At 68.4% G+C, this 18,043-nt stretch carries 18 protein-coding genes and 1 pseudogene; 4 read left to right on the top strand and 15 right to left on the bottom strand.

The features are described from left to right. Positions 1 to 6: 6 nt before the first annotated feature. Both ABZ909_RS26585 and ABZ909_RS26580 read right to left on the bottom strand, forming a co-directional pair. Entirely contained in the window at positions 7 to 717 is a 711-nt protein-coding gene (locus ABZ909_RS26585; protein WP_357004341.1) for a DUF6875 domain-containing protein, read from the bottom strand. Between the two features lie 189 nt (positions 718 to 906). Then, a complete protein-coding gene (locus tag ABZ909_RS26580) occupies positions 907 to 2,298 on the bottom strand; it encodes a glycine--tRNA ligase (RefSeq protein WP_357004338.1) in 1,392 nt (463 codons plus the stop codon). A 148-nt stretch (positions 2,299 to 2,446) separates the two neighbouring features. Here ABZ909_RS26580 and ABZ909_RS26575 point away from each other — a divergent pair, with 148 nt between their 5' ends. Both ABZ909_RS26575 and ABZ909_RS26570 read left to right on the top strand, forming a co-directional pair. After that, positions 2,447 to 2,842, top strand: a complete 396-nt coding sequence (locus tag ABZ909_RS26575) for a metalloregulator ArsR/SmtB family transcription factor (protein ID WP_040861788.1) — start codon at positions 2,447 to 2,449, stop codon at positions 2,840 to 2,842. A gap of 3 nt (positions 2,843 to 2,845) precedes the next feature. After that, positions 2,846 to 3,256 (top strand): Fur family transcriptional regulator, encoded by a 411-nt coding sequence (locus ABZ909_RS26570; RefSeq protein WP_357004335.1) that lies wholly within the window; start codon positions 2,846 to 2,848, stop codon positions 3,254 to 3,256. A 69-nt stretch (positions 3,257 to 3,325) separates the two neighbouring features. Here the strand turns inward: ABZ909_RS26570 and ABZ909_RS26565 are convergent, their stop codons facing one another. Next, positions 3,326 to 4,291, bottom strand: coding sequence for a hypothetical protein (locus ABZ909_RS26565; protein WP_357004332.1), 966 nt, complete (start codon positions 4,289 to 4,291; stop codon positions 3,326 to 3,328). A gap of 103 nt (positions 4,292 to 4,394) precedes the next feature. Here ABZ909_RS26565 and ABZ909_RS26560 point away from each other — a divergent pair, with 103 nt between their 5' ends. Then, entirely contained in the window at positions 4,395 to 5,027 is a 633-nt protein-coding gene (locus ABZ909_RS26560; RefSeq protein ID WP_357004330.1) for a TetR/AcrR family transcriptional regulator, read from the top strand. Positions 5,028 to 5,057: 30 nt separating this feature from the next. Here ABZ909_RS26560 and ABZ909_RS26555 read toward each other — a convergent pair whose 3' ends face one another. The 4 genes from ABZ909_RS26555 to recO form a co-directional block, all read right to left on the bottom strand. Continuing rightward, positions 5,058 to 5,414: a hypothetical protein gene (locus ABZ909_RS26555; RefSeq protein WP_357004416.1), complete on the bottom strand. Its 357-nt coding sequence runs from the start codon at positions 5,412 to 5,414 to the stop codon at positions 5,058 to 5,060. Positions 5,415 to 5,461: 47 nt separating this feature from the next. Continuing rightward, complete coding sequence (locus ABZ909_RS26550; protein ID WP_354835454.1) at positions 5,462 to 6,265, bottom strand: isoprenyl transferase; 804 nt, start codon at positions 6,263 to 6,265, stop codon at positions 5,462 to 5,464. Between the two features lie 127 nt (positions 6,266 to 6,392). Then, positions 6,393 to 7,619: an arylsulfotransferase family protein gene (locus tag ABZ909_RS26545; protein ID WP_357004327.1), complete on the bottom strand. Its 1,227-nt coding sequence runs from the start codon at positions 7,617 to 7,619 to the stop codon at positions 6,393 to 6,395. 112 nt (positions 7,620 to 7,731) lie between these two features. Further along, positions 7,732 to 8,523, bottom strand: coding sequence for a DNA repair protein RecO (gene recO, locus ABZ909_RS26540; protein ID WP_357004325.1), 792 nt, complete (start codon positions 8,521 to 8,523; stop codon positions 7,732 to 7,734). A gap of 272 nt (positions 8,524 to 8,795) precedes the next feature. Between recO and ABZ909_RS26535 the strand changes: the two genes are divergently transcribed. Next, positions 8,796 to 10,211 (top strand): amidase, encoded by a 1,416-nt coding sequence (locus tag ABZ909_RS26535; RefSeq protein ID WP_357004323.1) that lies wholly within the window; start codon positions 8,796 to 8,798, stop codon positions 10,209 to 10,211. 192 nt (positions 10,212 to 10,403) lie between these two features. Here the strand turns inward: ABZ909_RS26535 and era are convergent, their stop codons facing one another. From era to hrcA, 8 genes and pseudogenes are all read right to left on the bottom strand, one after another. Further along, complete coding sequence (gene era / locus ABZ909_RS26530; protein ID WP_357004321.1) at positions 10,404 to 11,357, bottom strand: GTPase Era; 954 nt, start codon at positions 11,355 to 11,357, stop codon at positions 10,404 to 10,406. 158 nt (positions 11,358 to 11,515) lie between these two features. Further along, positions 11,516 to 11,812, bottom strand: a pseudogene (locus ABZ909_RS26525) (cytidine deaminase); the annotation flags it as partial. Further along, positions 11,805 to 13,130, bottom strand: a complete 1,326-nt coding sequence (locus ABZ909_RS26520; protein ID WP_357004319.1) for a hemolysin family protein — start codon at positions 13,128 to 13,130, stop codon at positions 11,805 to 11,807. The gene ABZ909_RS26520 and the pseudogene ABZ909_RS26525, both read right to left, overlap by 8 nt. Continuing rightward, positions 13,127 to 13,684 (bottom strand): rRNA maturation RNase YbeY, encoded by a 558-nt coding sequence (gene ybeY / locus ABZ909_RS26515; protein WP_357004316.1) that lies wholly within the window; start codon positions 13,682 to 13,684, stop codon positions 13,127 to 13,129. Before ybeY ends, ABZ909_RS26520 begins: the two co-directional genes overlap by 4 nt. Before the next feature lie 22 nt (positions 13,685 to 13,706). After that, positions 13,707 to 14,777 (bottom strand): PhoH family protein, encoded by a 1,071-nt coding sequence (locus ABZ909_RS26510; protein WP_357004414.1) that lies wholly within the window; start codon positions 14,775 to 14,777, stop codon positions 13,707 to 13,709. 210 nt (positions 14,778 to 14,987) lie between these two features. Continuing rightward, a complete protein-coding gene (locus ABZ909_RS26505; RefSeq protein ID WP_357004314.1) occupies positions 14,988 to 15,728 on the bottom strand; it encodes a 16S rRNA (uracil(1498)-N(3))-methyltransferase in 741 nt (246 codons plus the stop codon). A gap of 4 nt (positions 15,729 to 15,732) precedes the next feature. Next, positions 15,733 to 16,887, bottom strand: a complete 1,155-nt coding sequence (gene dnaJ, locus ABZ909_RS26500) for a molecular chaperone DnaJ (RefSeq protein ID WP_357004312.1) — start codon at positions 16,885 to 16,887, stop codon at positions 15,733 to 15,735. Positions 16,888 to 16,924: 37 nt separating this feature from the next. Further along, complete coding sequence (gene hrcA, locus ABZ909_RS26495) at positions 16,925 to 17,968, bottom strand: heat-inducible transcriptional repressor HrcA (protein WP_357004309.1); 1,044 nt, start codon at positions 17,966 to 17,968, stop codon at positions 16,925 to 16,927. Positions 17,969 to 18,043: the final 75 nt, after the last annotated feature.

Genomic DNA, 18,043 nt, shown 5'->3' with positions numbered 1-18,043 from the left:
CACTGCCTAACTGCTGGCCGAGCAGGATGCGTCGTCGACGGCGTCCACCTCGTAGGCGGGCACGAAGGCCGGACGAGATGTCAAGCGCTCCACCATGACCGAGCGCACGTGCGCGGGCAGCCCCGGCGCGAACTTGCGCACGAAGGCGTCGGCCCACTCCGGTCTGTCGAGCAGGAACGGAAAATCGGTCGTCATCATGCTGCGCACCACCAGCATGGGCATCGGTGCGTCCAACGGCCGAAAATCCTTGTTCCACAGGCCCGCCTGGTCACAGCCCGGATAGAATTGCCCGAGCATGATGCCGCGTTCCACGAATTTGGTCTTGAATTCATCGTGGATCTCATCGATCAGCGAACAATCCGTCAAATTCGGGAATACGGTGATCAATGCACGCAGCACAGAGGTGGAACTGCCGTTCCCCGTGGGCAGTCCGGAATAGACCTCCAGCGCGTCACGGATGATCGCGCGCACCCACGTCGGCCGCGGCTCCACCGCTGGAACCCGCGCCAGCCACATCAGGTCTCGCCGCATGGCCGGTCGTACATACGGGCAGACCGGCCCGTCGCGGCCCAGTTCGTCGCTGGGTTGGGTCAGATAGGAGTCGGCCCATGATCGAAATGCCGCCACCGTGGATCGGGCGGCAGGGCACGATGATCCGGTGTCCCCCAATGAGACCCATTGCAGCCCCGAGCGGGGGCCGATAACACGCTCGCTCATGACTCACCTCGGATGATCGAGCTACGGCAGACGACGCCGTTGCCCACTCTCCTTAAATAGTGCGCCGGTCATGGGCCGTTAACGTGAGTAGTCGGTTACCCAATTTCGCACCGCCACCCCGAATTTCGAGGCAATAGAAAAAAGAAAAGACCGGTCAGGCATTGACCGGTCTTTCCTGTGAACCTGGGGTCAGGCGCCGACGAGGCGCGCCGCCAGGTAGCCCTCTACCTGGTCGAGAGCGATGCGCTGCTGGGCCATCGAGTCCCGCTCACGCACCGTGACGGCCTGGTCCTCCAGCGTGTCGAAGTCGACCGTGATGCAGAATGGGGTGCCGATCTCGTCCTGACGGCGGTAGCGGCGGCCGATCGCCCCGGCGTCGTCGAAGTCCACATTCCAGTTCCGGCGCAGCTGCGCTGCCAGGTCCTTGGCCTTCGGCGACAGATCCGCATTGCGCGACAACGGCAGGACAGCCGCCTTGACGGGCGCCAGGCGCGGATCCAGGCGCAGTGTGGTGCGAGTCTCCATGGTGCCCTTGGCCGTCGGCACCTGCTCCTCGTGGTACGCGTCCACCAGGAAGGCCATCAGCGAGCGGGTCAGGCCGGCCGCCGGCTCGATCACGAACGGGATGAAGCGCTCGTTGGTGTTCTGATCGAAGAAACTCAGATCCGTACCCGAATGCTCGGAATGGGTCTTCAGGTCGAAGTCGGTGCGGTTGGCGACGCCCTCGAGCTCACCCCACTCGCTGCCCTGGAAGCGGAAGCGGTACTCGATGTCCACCGTGCGGGTGGAGTAGTGCGAGAGCTTGTCCTTCGGGTGCTCGAACAGGCGCAGGTTCTCCGGATCGATGCCGAGGTCGGTGTACCAGGCCAGGCGGGTGTCGATCCAGTACTGGTGCCACTGCTCGTCCTCGCCCGGCTTGACGAAGAACTCCATCTCCATCTGCTCGAACTCGCGAGTACGGAAGATGAAGTTGCCCGGGGTGATCTCGTTGCGGAACGACTTGCCGATCTGCGCGATGCCGAACGGCGGCTTCCTGCGCGCGGTGGTCTCGACGTTCTTGTAGTTCACGAAGATGCCCTGCGCGGTCTCCGGGCGCAGGTAGGTCATGCCATCTTCGGATTCGACCGGGCCCAGGAAGGTCTTCAGCATCATGTTGAAGTCCTTGGGCTCGGTCCACTTGCCCACGGTGCCGCAGTCGGGGCACACGACGAGCTCCATGGACACCGAGTCCGGGTCGTCGATCTTGTTCTTCTCGGCGTACGCCTCCTGCAGGTGGTCCTGCCGGTGCCGCTTGTGGCAGTTGAGGCATTCCACCAGCGGGTCGTTGAACACCGCGACATGGCCCGAGGCCACCCACACCGGACGCGGCAGGATGATCGACGAGTCCAGGCCGACCACGTCGTCACGGCTGGTCACCATGGACCGCCACCACTGCCGCTTGATGTTCTCCTTGAGTTCGACGCCCAGCGGTCCGTAATCCCAGGCCGACCTCGTTCCGCCGTAAATCTCACCGCTCGGGTACACGAGACCCCGACGCTTGGCGAGATTGGCGACGGTGTCCACCTTCGACTTGGGTGCCACTGAACAGTTCTCCATCCGTGTCCGGAAGATTGCAAAGGATTCAGTCCAGACTATCTGCCGCGTGCTACGGGTTTAACACCGTGTCGCGTTTGACATGCGTACACGTGCATATAAGAATGGCATCGGTTTCCAATAAGGAGTTGGTTCGATGACCACGGACAGCGGCGCGCCCCTGCGGCGCTCGCACGTCGCGACGGAGACCCCGGCCGCGATACCCCATGACCCGTACCCCTACCGGTCTCCCCAGCCGCCGGCCGTGCCGTCGCGCACCATTCTGGACTCCGCCGGAGAACTGTTGCGCGCACTGGCGGCGCCCGTCCGCATCGCCATTGTGCTCCAGCTGCGGGAGTCTCCGCGCTGCGTGCACGAACTGGTCGATACTCTCGGGGTGACCCAGCCGCTGATCAGCCAGCACCTGCGGATCCTCAAGTCCGCCGGAGTGGTGCGCGGTGAACGCACCGGCCGCGAGGTCATCTATGAACTGGTCGACGAACATCTCGCACACATAGTCATCGACGCGGTCGCACACGCCGAGGAAGGGTGATCCGTGGGAACAAGCGAGAAGACCGTGGGAGTCCGCAGCACTCGCCAGCGCAGTGCCATCGCCGCCCTGCTCGCGGACATCGACGAATTCCGCTCCGCACAGGAGCTGCACGACGAACTCCGCAAGCGCGGTGAGGGCATCGGGCTGACCACGGTGTACCGGACCCTGCAGTCGCTCGCCGACGCCGGGATGGTCGACGTGCTGCGCACCGACACCGGGGAATCGGTGTACCGGCAGTGCTCCACCGGGCACCACCATCACCTGGTCTGCCGCGAGTGCGGCCGGACCGTCGAGGTGGAGGGACCGACCGTGGAGGCCTGGGCGGACTCGATCGCCACCGAGCACGGGTTCACCGATATCAGCCACACCATGGAGATCTTCGGCACCTGCCAGAACTGCTGCAACAAGAGCTGACAGCGAGAAGCCGCGCACCCTTGCTCATCGAGCGAGGGGTGCGCGGCTGTTGCCGTCCGGGCGACGAGTTCAGGCCGTGGGCACCAGGTCCGGAACGAGAGCCGGGACGGTCCGTCGCATGCGGGCTATACCCACGCCCAGCAGGGCGAGACCGGCTGCGGCCCAGCACAGCAGGACCGTCAGCGGGCGCGCGATGGCGGCGTCACCGAAGAAGGCCGTAGAGCGGAGCAGGGTGGCGGCAGCGCCGGGCGGCAGCAGCTGGCCGATCTCGCCCCACGGCTTGGGCAGCAGCTCGGGCGCGGAAGTGGCTCCGGAGAAGGGGTTTCCGACCAGCAGCATGGTGAGCGCGCCCAGGCCGATTCCCGCCTGACCGAGCACGGCAGCCAGGCCGACCACGGTGCCGGCGACGGCGAGGGACACCAGTCCGCTGATCGAGGCCATGGCCGGGTACGCGCCGGGCAGCAGGTGCAGCCAGCCGTGGACGATCGACATGCTCAGCAGCCCACCGGCGATCGCGAAGACGGCCAGGCCGAGAGCGCGGGCGCGCGGCGACGGCACCAGCAGGGTCAGCAGCACGCCACCGGCCAAGCCGGACATGACCAGCGGGAGAACCATTGCGCCGAAACCGCTTCCGCGCGGGTCGTGGACATCGGCGGCGACCACGTCCTGCACCGGTGCCGCCGGCGCGCCGTTCAGCTGCTGAGCGAATGCCGAGAGCTGTTGGGCCACAATCGGACTCGCCGCCGAGGCGATCAGCACCCGGGGCTGTCCACCGGTCAGGATGGCCCCGTACACATCTCGATGTTCGATGGCGTCGCGAGCGGCGGGTTCGTCTGCGACGGTGCGGATGTCGAAGCCGCCGGGCTCGCGATCGGTCAGCTGCCGGGCGACCGCGGCGGCCTGCGGGCCGGTGACGGCGATGGGGAGATCCCGGGGCGCGACGCGGGCGGCGGGCCAGGCGAAGGCGATGAGCATCAGGGCCTGAATGGCGGCCGCGGCGAGACCGAGGGCGAGGGAGCGTTGCACTACGTTCATGACCCATCCAAAAGAAAGCGAAGGTTCGTTCTTTTTTATTAGGACAAGGCTGACACCCCGATGTCACCTTGTCAAGAACGGATATTCGTTTTACTTTGGGCCCATGCCCAGAGTCAGCGAGGAACACCTGGAACGCCGCCGGCAGCAGATTCTCGACGCCGCGCAGTCCTGCTTCGCCCGCAAGGGACTGCACGCCACCACCATGCAGGACGTCTTCGCCGAATCCGGACTGTCGGCCGGGGCGGTCTACCGGTACTTCAAGTCCAAGGACGACATCATCAAGGACCTCGCCACCGACGCCACCGTCGACCTGCGCGCGGCCCTCAGCGAGGCCGTCTACAGCGACCCGCTCCCCTCTCCCCCGGACCTGGTCCGCATCATGTGCGAGGCCATCGTGCGGCTCAGCGTCCCCGGCGGGCCGGTCCGCATCATCCCGCAGGCCTGGTCGCTGGCCCTGACCGACGCCAATATCGCCGACTACGTCCGCACCAATATCCTCGGCCTCCGCCGCCTCTGGTTCGACTACGCCGAACGCATGCGCGACGTCGGCTGGCTCCCCCCGGACGCCGACACCGACGCGGTGGCCAAGATCTTCCTCGGCCTACTACCCGGCTTCATCCTCCAGCACCTCATCCTCGGCGACGTCGACCCCGACACCTTCGCGCGCGGCATCACCGAGATCCTCCCCGACTACCGCCGCGCCGCCGATGCCGCGGCCGAATCCGCCCGAGCCTGAACCGAACCCGGGCGGAACCGGGTAGCGGCGTCAGGGCAGCAGGCCCTGGCGGGCACGGCCCGCGCCGGAGAGGGTCAGCAGCAGGATGGTGGCCAGGGGCTCGTCCTCGAGCCCGGCGGCCGGGAAGGTGTAACGCAGTATGACGTCCGCGAGCTTCTCGCGGGACACGACGGTGAGCGTGCCGAACTGGAGCGCGGCATTGCGTTCGGCGACCCGCTTGTGCAACTGCGGTTTCACCGGACGATCCCAGGCCAGGATGCACATGAGCGCCAGCACATCCAGGCCGGGCGAGAGGTTGACGCCGCGCAGCGAGCACAGCGCACCCTCGTATTCGAAGCCGAGGCCGCCGTCCTCCTCGCGAACCTCCACGCCGTAGCGCAGCAGCAGGGCGCGGGCGCGGTCCTGGAGCGCCTCGGCGGGGGTGAGCTGGTCGGTCACTTCACGCCTCCGAAGCGACGGTCACGCTTGGCGTACTCCAGGCAGGCGTCCCAGAGATTGCGGCGGTCGAAATCTGGGAAAAGCGTTTCCTGGAACACGAATTCGGCGTATGCGGCCTGCCAGATCAGGAAGTTGGAGGTGCGCAGTTCACCCGAGGGACGCAGGAACAGGTCCACGTCCGGCATATCGGGTTCATCGAGGTAGCGGGCCACGGTCGCCTCGGTGATCTTCTCCGGGTCGAGTTCCCCGGCGGCCACCCGGCGCGCGATTTCCCGTGCGGCGTCGGCGATCTCGGCGCGGCCGCCGTAGTTGACGCACATGGTGAGGGTCATCACCGTATTGTCCCGGGTGAGCTCCTCCGCGATCTCCAATTCCTTGATCACGCTGCGCCACAGGCGCGGCCGGCGGCCCGCCCAGCGCACCCGCACACCCATCTCGTGCATCTCGTCGCGGCGGCGGCGGATCACATCGCGGTTGAAGCCCATCAGGAAGCGCACCTCGTCGGGGCTGCGCCGCCAGTTCTCGGTGGAGAAGGCGTAGGCCGACAACCACTTCACGCCCATCTCGATACAGCCCTCGACGGTGTCCATGAGCACCGCCTCGCCGCGCTCGTGGCCCGCGGTGCGGGGCAGCCCGCGCTCCTGGGCCCAGCGGCCGTTGCCGTCCATCACCAGCGCCACATGCCTGGGTACGAACTCCGCCGGAATCGCCGGCGGCTTCGCCCCCGACGGATGCGGCGACGGCGGCCGCACAACACGCTGCTCAGTCGATGACTTCCGGTTCCCGATCACGCCCACCATCCTGCCCGACGCTCCGCGACGCCGGACGGCGCCCACACCATTGCCACCGGACCTCCACATTTCCTCCACCGGACGGCGTACGGCGGCAGGGAAACCGGCATTTCCCCGCCGCCGAGCGCCCGGCCGGTCAGCTGGGGAGACTGTCGAGGTAGGCGCGGTAGCTGCCGAAGGGCAGGACGGCGTCGTAGACCAGCTCGCCGCTCGGGGTGAACTCCGAGATGCGGGGCGTCATGCCCCAGCTGACCAGGGTGTTGCCGTTCGGCAGGGCCTGGGCGTTGCCCATGGCCGGGGTGACCAGACCGTCCGGGTGCTCTTGATTGCGCACCAGGGTGGCGCGTCCCGCGGCCGGGTCGATGTGGATCCACTCCACGCTCGACTTCCCGCGCGATTCCGCTCCGCTGGAGTTGTTGTTGAACAGCCGCAGCGTCGAGGCGTCGGCGAACTCGGCGTCGTGCTGGAAGGCGAACTGCACGTCCGGATCCGCGGTCAGGGTCGGATGCTTGCCGCCGAGCTGCCACCGGATATCGCCGGTATTCGGGTCGACGTCGTAGACGGCGGCCGTATTGCGCAGGGACACAACCAGATTCCCGGACGGATCCTGGCTGATCGAGTTCATGTGATACGGGTCGTAGACGTCGCCGGCCAGCTTGCCGGAGGTCTCCGAATCACTCAGCGGCACATGCTCGGCCGCGCTCCAGCGGAACAGCTGCCGGCCCGAGGCGACATCGATCACCAGGGCCACGGTGTCGAACATCTTCCCGTTCGCCGGGCCGCCGATGTCCGTGAGATCGGCATCGACCTGCGGGTACGAGGTGAGCAGGGCGTGCCCGTCCGGAGTCAGCCGGAATTCGTGCACATCCGCGCCCGCCCCGCCCGGGTCGACGGTCGCCAGCACCTTGAAGTTCTCGTCCGCGATGATCCCCACGCCCGAGCCGTGCCCGGCGACCGTGCTGCCCTGCCACCAGGTGAGCACCTTGCGCCCCTGGTACATCTGCGTCCGGAAGTTCGAGACGTCCTGTCCCGCAGGCGGTTCGTAGCGTTCGATCTCCCTGCCGGACCGGTCGGCAATGACGTTCGCGGGCCTTCCGCCCGGCAGCACCTGCGCCACGGTCCCCAGCCCGGGCACCAGCGCGGCGGCGCTCACGCCGGTGGTGTAGTAGATGAATCCGTCGCTCTCGCCAGGCTTTTCGACCTTCACCGTGTACGCGAGCCCGCCGAACGGTGAACTCGGCGGCACCGGCTGGGCCGCGGCGGTCGCGGTCGCCGAGACGGCCAGCACGGCGGCGACGGCCAGCGTCACCGGCAGGCGGTGGACGGCCGCCGGCGAGGACTTTCGATTGGGTGAACCCGACACGCCGTGAACTTTAGGCTCCCTAACGTTCAATGGCCCTGTATCGAATCTCACTGATCCGGACCCTCTTTCCCATGCCCGCTCACCGGGACTCCCAGGGTGGTTCGCCCCGGTATCAGCCGATGGCGGCACGAGGCCGCTCGGCCACCGCATCGCGCTCGATCGCCTCGTGCGGGCGGGTGCGCTCGATGAGCGGCAGCGTGCGCAGCTGCCGTTCCAGGTGCCACTGCAGATGCGCGGCAATGAGACCGCTGGCCTGGCGGCGCATGGCGTCGGGGACGGCGTCGACGCCGGACCAGTCGCCCCGATTGAGGGCGCTCATGTGGTCGAGGACGCCGACCATGGGCGTGGCCGCGCCGGGCGGACGGCAGTGCACGCACACCGCGCCGCCCGCGGCCACATGGAAGGCGCGATGCGGACCGGGGGTGGCGCAGCGGGCGCAGTCGTCGAGGGCGGGCGCCCAACCGGCGAAAGCCATGGCGCGCAAAAGGTATGCGTCCAGGATCAGTTCGTGGGGGCGGCGACCCAGCGCGATGGCGCGCAGCGCGCCGGCGGTGAGGGTGTGCAGGCGGGCGGCGGGTGCGCCCTCCTCGCCGGCCAGGCGCTCGGCGGTCTCGAGCACGGCGCAGGCGGTGGTGTAGCGGCCGTAGTCGGCGACGATGTCGGCGGCGAAGGTCTCGACCGTGTGCACCTGGGTGACGGTGTCGAGATTGCGGCCCGGATGCAACTGCACATCCACGTAGGCGAACGGTTCCAGCCGCGCCCCGAACTTGGAGCGGGTGCGCCGCACACCCTTGGCGACCGCGCGCACCAGACCGTGCTCGCGGGTCAGCAGCGTGACGATGCGGTCCGCCTCGCCCAGCTTGTGCTGGCGCAGCACCACCGCATGATCCCGATACAACCGCACCGCAACAGTCTCGCACGCGCGGCCGACCGGACCACGACGAGCCACCGGGCGTGTGCCGATCAGAAGTTCGTTGGCCGGCGATTGGCCGTGCGCCGCACGCTGAGCGTGATCCTCGGACCGAGGATTCGGTCGTGTGACACATCGGCCGCGCCCTCGCCGCGATGCCGATGAGGCGTGATCGACCACTGCCCGGTCGATCACGCCGCCACACGTTGGACGTGTGACCAGAATCGCGCTATGTTACCCCCCGGTACAGAAGAGACGGGATTCACATGACACTGGCGTCGGTTGGCGAACTCGGGCTGGCGGAACTCGCGGCGGCACTGGCGGCAGGCACATTCACCTCGGTCGACGCGACCAGCGCGGCCCTCGACCGGATCGAGGCCAGCCAGGGCGCGCTCAACGCCTTCCGGATCGTGCGGCGGGCCGAAGCGCTCGCCGAGGCCGCCGACGCCGACCGCAAACTCGCCGCCGGACACCGCGAGCCCCTGCTCGGGGTACCACTGGCCATCAAGGACGACACCGACTTGACCGGCGCCCCAACGGCTTTCGGCTGCGGCGGCAAATTCCCCGCCAAGACCGAGGACGCGGAGGCGGTGCGGCGGCTGCGCGCGGCCGGGGCGGTCATCGTCGGCAAGACCAATACCTGCGAGCTCGGACAGCTGCCGTTCACCAGCGGAGACGCCTTCGGGCACACCACGAATCCCTGGAGCGCCGGCCACACGCCGGGCGGATCGTCCGGCGGATCCGGCGCGGCGGTGGCGGCCGGATTGGTGCCCGCCGCACTGGGATCCGACGGCGCGGGCTCGGTGCGCATCCCGGCGGCCTGGAACAACCTGGTCGGCATCAAGCCGCAGCGGGGCCGCATCTCGACCTGGCCGCTGCCGGAAGCCTTCTACGGGCTCACCGTGAACGGCCCGCTCGCCCGCACCGTCGCCGATGCGGCCCTGCTGCTGGACGCTGCCGCCGGACCCCATCCGGGCGACCTGCACACCCCGCCCGCACTGCGCGTCTCCGACGCCGTCGGCCGCGATCCCGGCCGCCTGCGCATCGCGCTCTCGTTGCGTATTCCGTTCACCGCCACCAGGACCACGCTCGACCGCGAGGTCGAGGCCCGGGTGCACGCCACCGCCGCCACGCTGCGCCGCCTCGGTCACGAGGTCACCATCGCCGACGTCCACTACGGCGTCCTGATGGGTGCGACCTTCCTCCCACGCTCCATGGTCGGCATCCGCGAGGCGCTGGACCGCCTTCCCGGCGCGCAGGTGGATCCGCGCACCACCCACAATGCCGCCGTCGGCCGCATCCTCTCCCCGCTGCTGTTCGCCGCCCGCCGCGCAGAACCCCTGCTGCGCACGCGAACCGGCCGCATCTTCGACGACTTCGACCTGGTGCTGGCCCCCACCACGGCCACCCCGCCCCCGGGCGTCCACGAGATCGACGACATCGGCAGCTGGGCCACCGACGAACTCATCACCGCCGCCTGCCCCTACACCTGGCCCTGGAACGTCCTCGGCTGGCCCGCCGTCAACATCCCCTCCGGCTTCACCGCCACCGGCCTCCCCGTCGGCTCCCAGCTCATGGGCCCCGCCAACTCCGAACCCCTCCTGGTTTCCGTTGCGGCCCAATTGGAATCGGAGCTGGAGTGGCACAAGAACCGCCCGACACCCTGGTGGCCCCAGCCCTGACCCGCAGCCAGGAGGCGGCTCCGTCGGATGCACTGGCGGCATGGACTACACGCGGACGCGTCCGCCCCGCGGGGACATACGCCCCAGCCGACACCCGGTCCCGCGCCGCAGCGGCGCCGAAATCGCGGACAGCACAGGGCGATCCGCTGAATCTGCCCGCAGCCGCTCGGGTGGCCGCAGGCAGCCAGAGGGTCAGAAGCCGAGCTTGCCGAGCTGCTTCGGGTCGCGCTGCCAGTCTTTGGCGACCTTCACGTGCAGGTGGAGGTAGATGCGGGTGCCGAGGATGTGCTCGATCTGCTTGCGGGCGTTGGTGCCGACCTCTTTGAGGCGGGCGCCGCCCTTGCCGATGATGATGGCCTTCTGGCTGGGGCGTTCGACGTAGAGAAGGGCGTGGACGTCGAGCATGCCCTCGGCCGAGCGGCGGCCGTCGGTCTGCTGGTCCTCGTTCTCCTCGCGCTCGAGGACCTCCTCGATCACCACCGCCAGCGAGTGCGGGAGCTCGTCGCGGACGCCCTCGAGGGCCGCCTCGCGAATGAGCTCGGCCATCAGGACTTCCTCGGGCTCATCGGTGAGTTCGCCGTCGGGGTAGAAGGCCGGGCCCTCGGGCATCTGGGAGGCGATGACGTCGACGAGCACCTCGACCTGCTCGCCCTTGACCGCGGAGACCGGAACCACCTCGGCCTCGGGGCCGAGCAGCTGGGAGACGGCCATGAGCTGGTGGGCGACCTGGTCGCGGCTCACCTTGTCGATCTTGGTGACCACACCGAGCAGGGTCGTCTTGGGCGCCATGGTCTTGATCTGATCGACGATCCAGCGGTCACCCGGGCCGATCTTCTCGTCCGCCGGAATGCAGACGGCGATGACATCGACTTCCGAATACGTATCGCGCACCAGGTCGTTGAGGCGCTGGCCGAGCAGCGTGCGCGGCCGGTGCAGACCCGGGGTGTCCACCAGGATCAGCTGCGCGTGATCGCGGTGCACGATGCCGCGAATGGTGTGCCGCGTGGTCTGCGGCCGCGAGGAGGTGATGGCGATCTTCTGCCCCACCATGGCATTGGTGAGCGTGGACTTGCCGGTGTTCGGCCGGCCCACGAAACACACGAAGCCGGACCGGAATTCACCGCTGTCCTTACCCTGGCCGCTCACTCGAAAACCTCCGATTCGGTGTCCAGATCGAAGCCCGCCGGGACCTCGCGTTCGCCGGCCGCGTCGCCCGCCGCGGGGCGCTGGGCCGCAATGGGATTCTCGACGCCGTAGTCCGCGGGCGCATCGGCCTCCAGCACCTCGAACACCGCGCCCTTGGCATCGGTGAAAATGATGCGCGCCGACGGCGAAACCTCACGCACCGCCGACACCCCGGGATCCGACAGCTTGCCCGCGACCACCACGGCCGCCTCGAAACCGCCTGCGCCACTGGAGATCGCGGCCGCCACCGCCGACTGCAACGCGGTCAGCTTCAGCGCGGTCAGCTCCACGGTACCGGCGGCGTAGGTGCGTCCGTCCGAATCACGCACGGCCGCACCGCCATTGCCGCCGGTACGACCCATGGCGCCACGGGCGAGGACCAACAGCTTGTTGTCCTCCGCATCCAACTCAATCATCGGCCTCTCCATCCTCGTGTGCGTCGTCGGCCGGTTCATGTTCCGCCGGTTCGGTTCTCGTCTTCTCCGGGCTCTTGCGCACCACCACGGTGTGGATCCGCATGCGGCCGCGCGCGTCGGCCGCGCCCTCCCCCTTCAGTTGCAGGCCGTGGATGACGGCCTTGGAGCCGGGCAGCGGGACACGGCCCAGAGCGTGGGCGAGCAGACCGCCGACGGTGTCGACGTCCTCGTCCTCGATCTCCATGTCGAACAGCTCGCCCAGGTCGTCCACCGGCAACCGCGCCGAGACCCGGAACTTGCCCGGGCCGATCTTCTCGATCGGCGCGATCTCGTCCTTGTCGTACTCGTCGGCGATCTCGCCCACGATCTCCTCGAGGATGTCCTCGATGGTGACCAGCCCGGCGATGCCGCCGTACTCGTCCACCAGCACCGCCATATGGTTTCTGCGACGCTGCATTTCGTCCAGCAGCGCATCCAGCGGCTTGGAGTCGGGCATGAACACGGCGGGCCGCATGACCTGCCGCACCTTCACCTTCCGGCTCCGATCCGCGTACGGCACCAAGTCTTTCAGGTAGACGACACCCAGAATGTCGTCGACGTTCTCCCCCACCACCGGAATTCGCGAGTGCCCCGACCGTACCGCCAGCGACACGGCCTGCGCCGCCGTCTTATCCGCCTCGATCCACACCATCTCGGTGCGCGGCACCATGACCTCGCGGGCCGGGGTGGTGTCGAGCTCGAAGACCGACTGGATCATGCGGCGCTCGTCGGCATCCACCACGCCGCGCTCCCCCGCCAGATCCACCACCTCGCGCAGCTCGATCTCGGAGGCGAAGGGGCCGTTGCGGAAACCCTTACCGGGGGTGATCGCATTACCGATCAGAATCAGCAGCCGGCTGATCGGGCCCAGCAGCGTGCCGATGGCCTGCAACGGCAGCGACGCGCCCAGCGCCAACGAATACGCGTGCTGGCGGCCCAGCGTGCGCGGCCCGACACCGATCACCAGATAGTCGACGAGCACCATGACCGCCGCGGTGATCAGCAGCGCCGCGACCTCGTCCAGCCAGTCCATGAGCACCGCCGCCAGCAGCACCGTCGCGGTGATCTCACATGTGAGACGCAGCAGCACCATGAGATTCACATAGCGCGGCCGATCCGCGATGATGCGGGCCAGCCGCGCCGCCCCGGTCCGATCGGCGCGCACCAGGTCCTCCACGCGGGCGGGCGAAATCGTGTTCAGCGCCGAATCCAGCGCCGCGAACACGCCACCCGCGGGGACCAGGACGATCGCCAGCAGCAGCAGAACGAATGAATTCACGCCGGGCCCAGCGGATCACCGGTGGTATCGGTGAATCCGGTCTTGCCCAGCAGCCGCTGGTCGCGCTCGGCGAGCTCCGCGCGGCGCATTTCCTGGCGCACGTTCTCGTACCAGCCCTCCAGCAGGGAGGCCTGCAACGCGAACATCTCCTTCTCCTCCTCCGGCTCGGCATGGTCGTAGCCGAGGAGGTGCAGGACGCCGTGCACGGTCAGCAGTGCCAGCTCGTGATCCATGGAGTGCCCGGCCTTCTCGGCCTGCTGGGCCGCGAACTCGGGGCAGAGCACGATGTCACCGAGCATGGAGGGGCCGGGCTCGGCGGCATCGGGCCGCCCGCCCGGCTCCAGCTCGTCCATGGGGAAGGACATGACATCGGTGGGACCCGGCAGGTCCATCCAGCGCATGTGTAGATCCGCCATGGTGTCGAGATCGACCAGCACCATCGACAGCTCGGCCGCCGGATGCACATCCATCTGACCGATCACGAATCGCGCGACGCTGACCAGTTCTTCTTCGGATACCTCGATACCCGATTCGTTGGCGATCTCGATACTCACCCGATCAGCCTAGAGGGAGAGGTCAGCGTCGCTCTCCTCGGCTCGCGGCACGTCGCTGCGCCCGATTGCCGGGGTAGTGGACCGCGGCCGGGGGCCGCGACTCCGCCTCGAACCGCTCGTAGGCGTCGACGATCTCCCCGACCAAGCGGTGACGGACCACATCGGCGCTGGTGAGCTCGGCAATATGGATGTCGTCGATGCCGTGCAGGATCTCCGTCGCCGCACGCAGACCTGAGCGCGCGCCGTGCGGCAGATCGACCTGGGTGATGTCACCGGTCACCACGATCTTGGAACCGAAGCCCAGACGGGTGAGGAACATCTTCATCTGCTCGGCCGTGGTGTTCTGCGCCTCGTCCAGAATGATGAACGAATCATTGAGCGTTCTACCGCGCATATAGGCCAGCGGAGCGACCTCGATGACACCGGCCTGCATGAGCTTCGGGATCGCCTCCGGATCCATCATGTCGTGCAGGGCGTCGTAGAGCGGGCGTAGGTACGGGTCGATCTTCTCGTTCAGCGTGCCCGGCAGGAAGCCCAGCCGCTCGCCCGCCTCGACCGCGGGCCGGGTCAGGATGATGCGGTTGACCTGCTTGGTCTGCAACGCCTGCACGGCCTTGGCCATGGCCAGATACGTCTTGCCGGTACCGGCCGGGCCCACCCCGAACACGATGGTGTGCGCGTCGATGGCGTCGACATAGCGCTTCTGGTTGAGTGTCTTGGGCCGGATGGTCCTGCCGCGCCGGGACAGGATGTCCAGGCTCAGCACCTCCGCCGGAGAATCCGAGGAGCCCTCGGTGAGCATGGAGTAGGTGTGCCGCACCGCCTCGGGCGAGACCACCCGATTGCGCGCGGTGAGTGCGACCAGCTGCGCCACCACTCGCTCCGCCAGCGCGACATCGGCCGGTTTACCGGTCAGTGTGACGGAATTGCCGCGAACGTGGATGTCGGCATCGAGGAGGCGCTCGAGTTCACGCAGGTTCTCGTCAGCCGAACCCAGGAAACCGAACACCGATTCCGGTGCCAATTCGATGCTGGAACGAACGGTCCGCCCCGCCGGTCCGGAACCGTTGCTGCCGGCGCCGATGCCGGCAATGGGTGTGCTCTGATCGCCGATTTCGCCTGGTGTTCTCAAAAGTGGCTATGGCCTGCTTTCCGGTCTCGATGCCGTTTTCGTTGACAGAAGTTTACCGCCGCCCACCGACACCGCCCAGTGAATAGACGGCTACCAGCAGGGGCAACACATCGGTGTCATCCAACTGCCGCACCCCCGAATCCATTCCGTGCCGAACCGGCGCGGGGCGGCCTACCAGCGCGGGGTGAGCGCGCCCAGCGCGCCGAGGGCGACGGCGGCCGCGGTGGAGGTGCGCAGCACGGTCGGGCCGAGCAGGACCACGTCGGCGCCGGCGTCGGCGAGGGCCTTCAGTTCCGAGTCGTCCAGGCCGCCTTCGGGGCCGACGATCAGGACGACTTCGGGGACGCCGGTGAAAGAAAGGTCGGTCAGGCGGGATTCGCCGGACTCGTGGAGGGCGGCGACGATTGCGCCGTTCGACTTCGCGGTGCGGACCAGGTCCAGGAGGTCGCGGGTGGTATGGAGGTCGGCGACGTCCGGAATGTAGGGGCGGCGGGATTGGCGGGCGGCCTGTTTGGCGGCGGCACGCCACTTCTCGACGCCCTTGCGGGCCTTGGCTTCCCAGTTGGAGACGCAGCGCAGCGCCTGCCAGGGGACGATGGCGTCGGCGCCCGCCTCCGTCATGAGTTCAACTGCCAGTTCAGAACGATCGGACTTGGGCAGGGCCTGGACCACCGTCACCTGCGGGGTCCAGGGCGCGGCGACGCGCTTGGCCAGCACCTTCAGTTCGAGGCGATCCTTCTGGGCCGCAACCACTTCCGAGTCGGCGAGGATCCCGTGCCCGTCGGAGAGGGTGATGGGTTCCCCGACCCGGATGCGGCGCACCGTGGCGGCGTGGCGGCCCTCGGGGCCGTCGAGCACCGCGGTCGCACCCGGTTCGGGAATGTCGTCGAGGTAGAAGACGGTGGCGGCCAACGGATCAGCGTCCGCTGAAGGAGGCGCGCAGGCGTGCGAACAGGCCCGAGTTGTGCTCGGACTGCGCCGAGAGGACCTCGGTGTGCTCGTTCACCCGCATGCCCTTGTACTTGCGCAGCAGGTCGGCCTGCTTGGAGTCGAGCTTGCTCGGCACCACGATGTCGAGATGCGCGATCAGATCGCCGCGCGAGTTGGCGCGCAGCTTGGGCATGCCGTGGCCGCGCAGCACCGACGCCTCGCCGGGCTGGGTGCCCGCCGGGATGGTCAGCTCCACCGGGCCGTCGAGGATGGTGTCGATGACGACGGTCGTGCCGAGCGCGGCGTCCACCATGGGAACGCGAATGGTGCAGTGCAGGTCGTCACTGTCCCGCACGAAGGTGTCGTGCGGCTGCTCGACGATCTCCACGTACAGATCGCCGGCGGGGCCGCCGCCGGGGCCGACCTCGCCCTGCGCGGCCAGCCGCACCCGCATGCCGTTGGCGACACCGGCCGGGATGGGCGCGGCGATCTCGCGGCGCGAGCGCACGCGGCCGTCACCGCCGCACTTGCGGCAGGGGTCGGGGATGGTCTCGCCCGCGCCCCGGCACGTGGGGCAGGGGCGGGAGGTCATGACCTGGCCGAGGAAGGACCGCTGCACGGTCTGCACCTCGCCCGCGCCGCCACAGGTCTCACAGCGCACCGGCTTCGAATTGCCGTTGGTGCCCGAGCCCTGGCACAGGTCGCAGAGGATCGCGGTGTCGACGGTCAGGTGCTTGGTGACCCCGACCGCGCACTCCTGCAACGACAGTCGCGTGCGCAGCAGCGAATCCGCGCCCGGCTGCACGCGGCCGCGCGGCTTGCGGGTGCCGCCGGAGGCGTTCATGCCGCCGAAGAACGCCTCGAACACGTCGCCGAGGCCACCGAATCCGGCGCCGGAGAAGCCGCCGCCCATGCCGCCACCGGATTCCAGCGGGTCACCGCCGAGGTCGACGATGCGCCGCTTCTCCGGATCGGACAGCACCTCGTAGGCCGTGGAGACCTCGCGGAACTTCTCCTGCGCCTCCGGGTCCGGATTGACGTCGGGATGCAGTTCGCGCGCCAGCTTCCGGTAGGCGCGCTTGATCTCCTGGTCGGTCGCACCGCGTGCGACTCCGAGCAGTGCGTAATAGTCCCGTGCCACGTGTGCTCTCTAGTCCTGTTTCGTCTTCTAGGCCTGCTCACCGTTCGGCGAGCACCTCACCGATGTATCGGGCGACAGCCGCCACCGAGGCAATGGTCCCCGGGTAGTCCATGCGGGTCGGTCCCAGCACCCCCATACCTCCGAGCACCGTACCGGTCAGCCCGTAGCCGGTGGACACCACGGCCGTCCCGCGCATCTGCTCGACCTTGGTCTCCTCGCCGATCTGCACCGTCACGGTACCCGGGACCTGCGCCGCGGCCAGCAGCTTCAGCACGATCACCTGTTCCTCGAGGGCCTCCAGGACCGAACGCAGCGAACCCGGGAAACCATTCCCGGCGAAATCGGAGGCATTGCGGGTGAGGTTGGCGGTGCCGCCCAGCACCAGGCGCTCCTCCGGATGCTCGACCAGCGTCTCGACCAGCACGGTGGAGACGCGGATGAGCACATCGCGGAGTTTGGGCGACGGGGAATGCTCGGGGAGTTCGGCGACCGACACGGACGCGGCGGCCAGGCGCTTACCCTCCATGGCCTTGCCGAGCATGCCGCGCAGGGCGGCCAGATCGTCCTCGCTGATGACGGCGCCCAGATCGACCAGGCGCTGATCGACCCGGCCGGTGTCGGTGATCACGACCAGCAGCAGGCGGGCCGGGTTGAGCGCGACGACCTCGATGTGGCGCACGGTGGACGCGGACACGGTCGGGTACTGGACCATGGCGACCTGCCGGGTCAGCTGGGCCAGCAGGCGAACGCCGCGGCGCAGCACGTCGTCGAGATCGACGCCGCTCTCCAGGAATTCCATGATCGCGCGGCGTTCCGCGCCGGACAGCGGCTTGACCTCGGAGATGTGGTCGACGAACTGCCGGTAGCCCTTGTCGGTGGGAATGCGGCCGGAGGAGGTGTGCGGCTGGGCGATGTAGCCCTCGGCCTCGAGCACGGCCATGTCATTGCGGACGGTGGCGCTGGAGACGCCCAGATTGTGCCGCTCGACCAGGGTCTTGGACCCGATGGGCTCCTTCGTCGCGATGTAGTCCGCGACGATGGCCCGCAGGACCTCGAGCCGTCTCTGCTCGGTGCTCGACATGACGGCCCCACCTCCTTGCTCGCCCTCGGGTACGCCTCGTGCACGCCCGAGCCCTCCGCGGCAGGAAGCAGCCGA

The organism is Nocardia sp. NPDC046763 (assembly GCF_040645495.1).
Taxonomy (GTDB): Bacteria; Actinomycetota; Actinomycetes; order Mycobacteriales; family Mycobacteriaceae; genus Nocardia.
The sequence above is the reverse complement of the archived record's forward strand: the minus strand, read 5'-3'. Positions and strand labels throughout refer to the sequence as shown.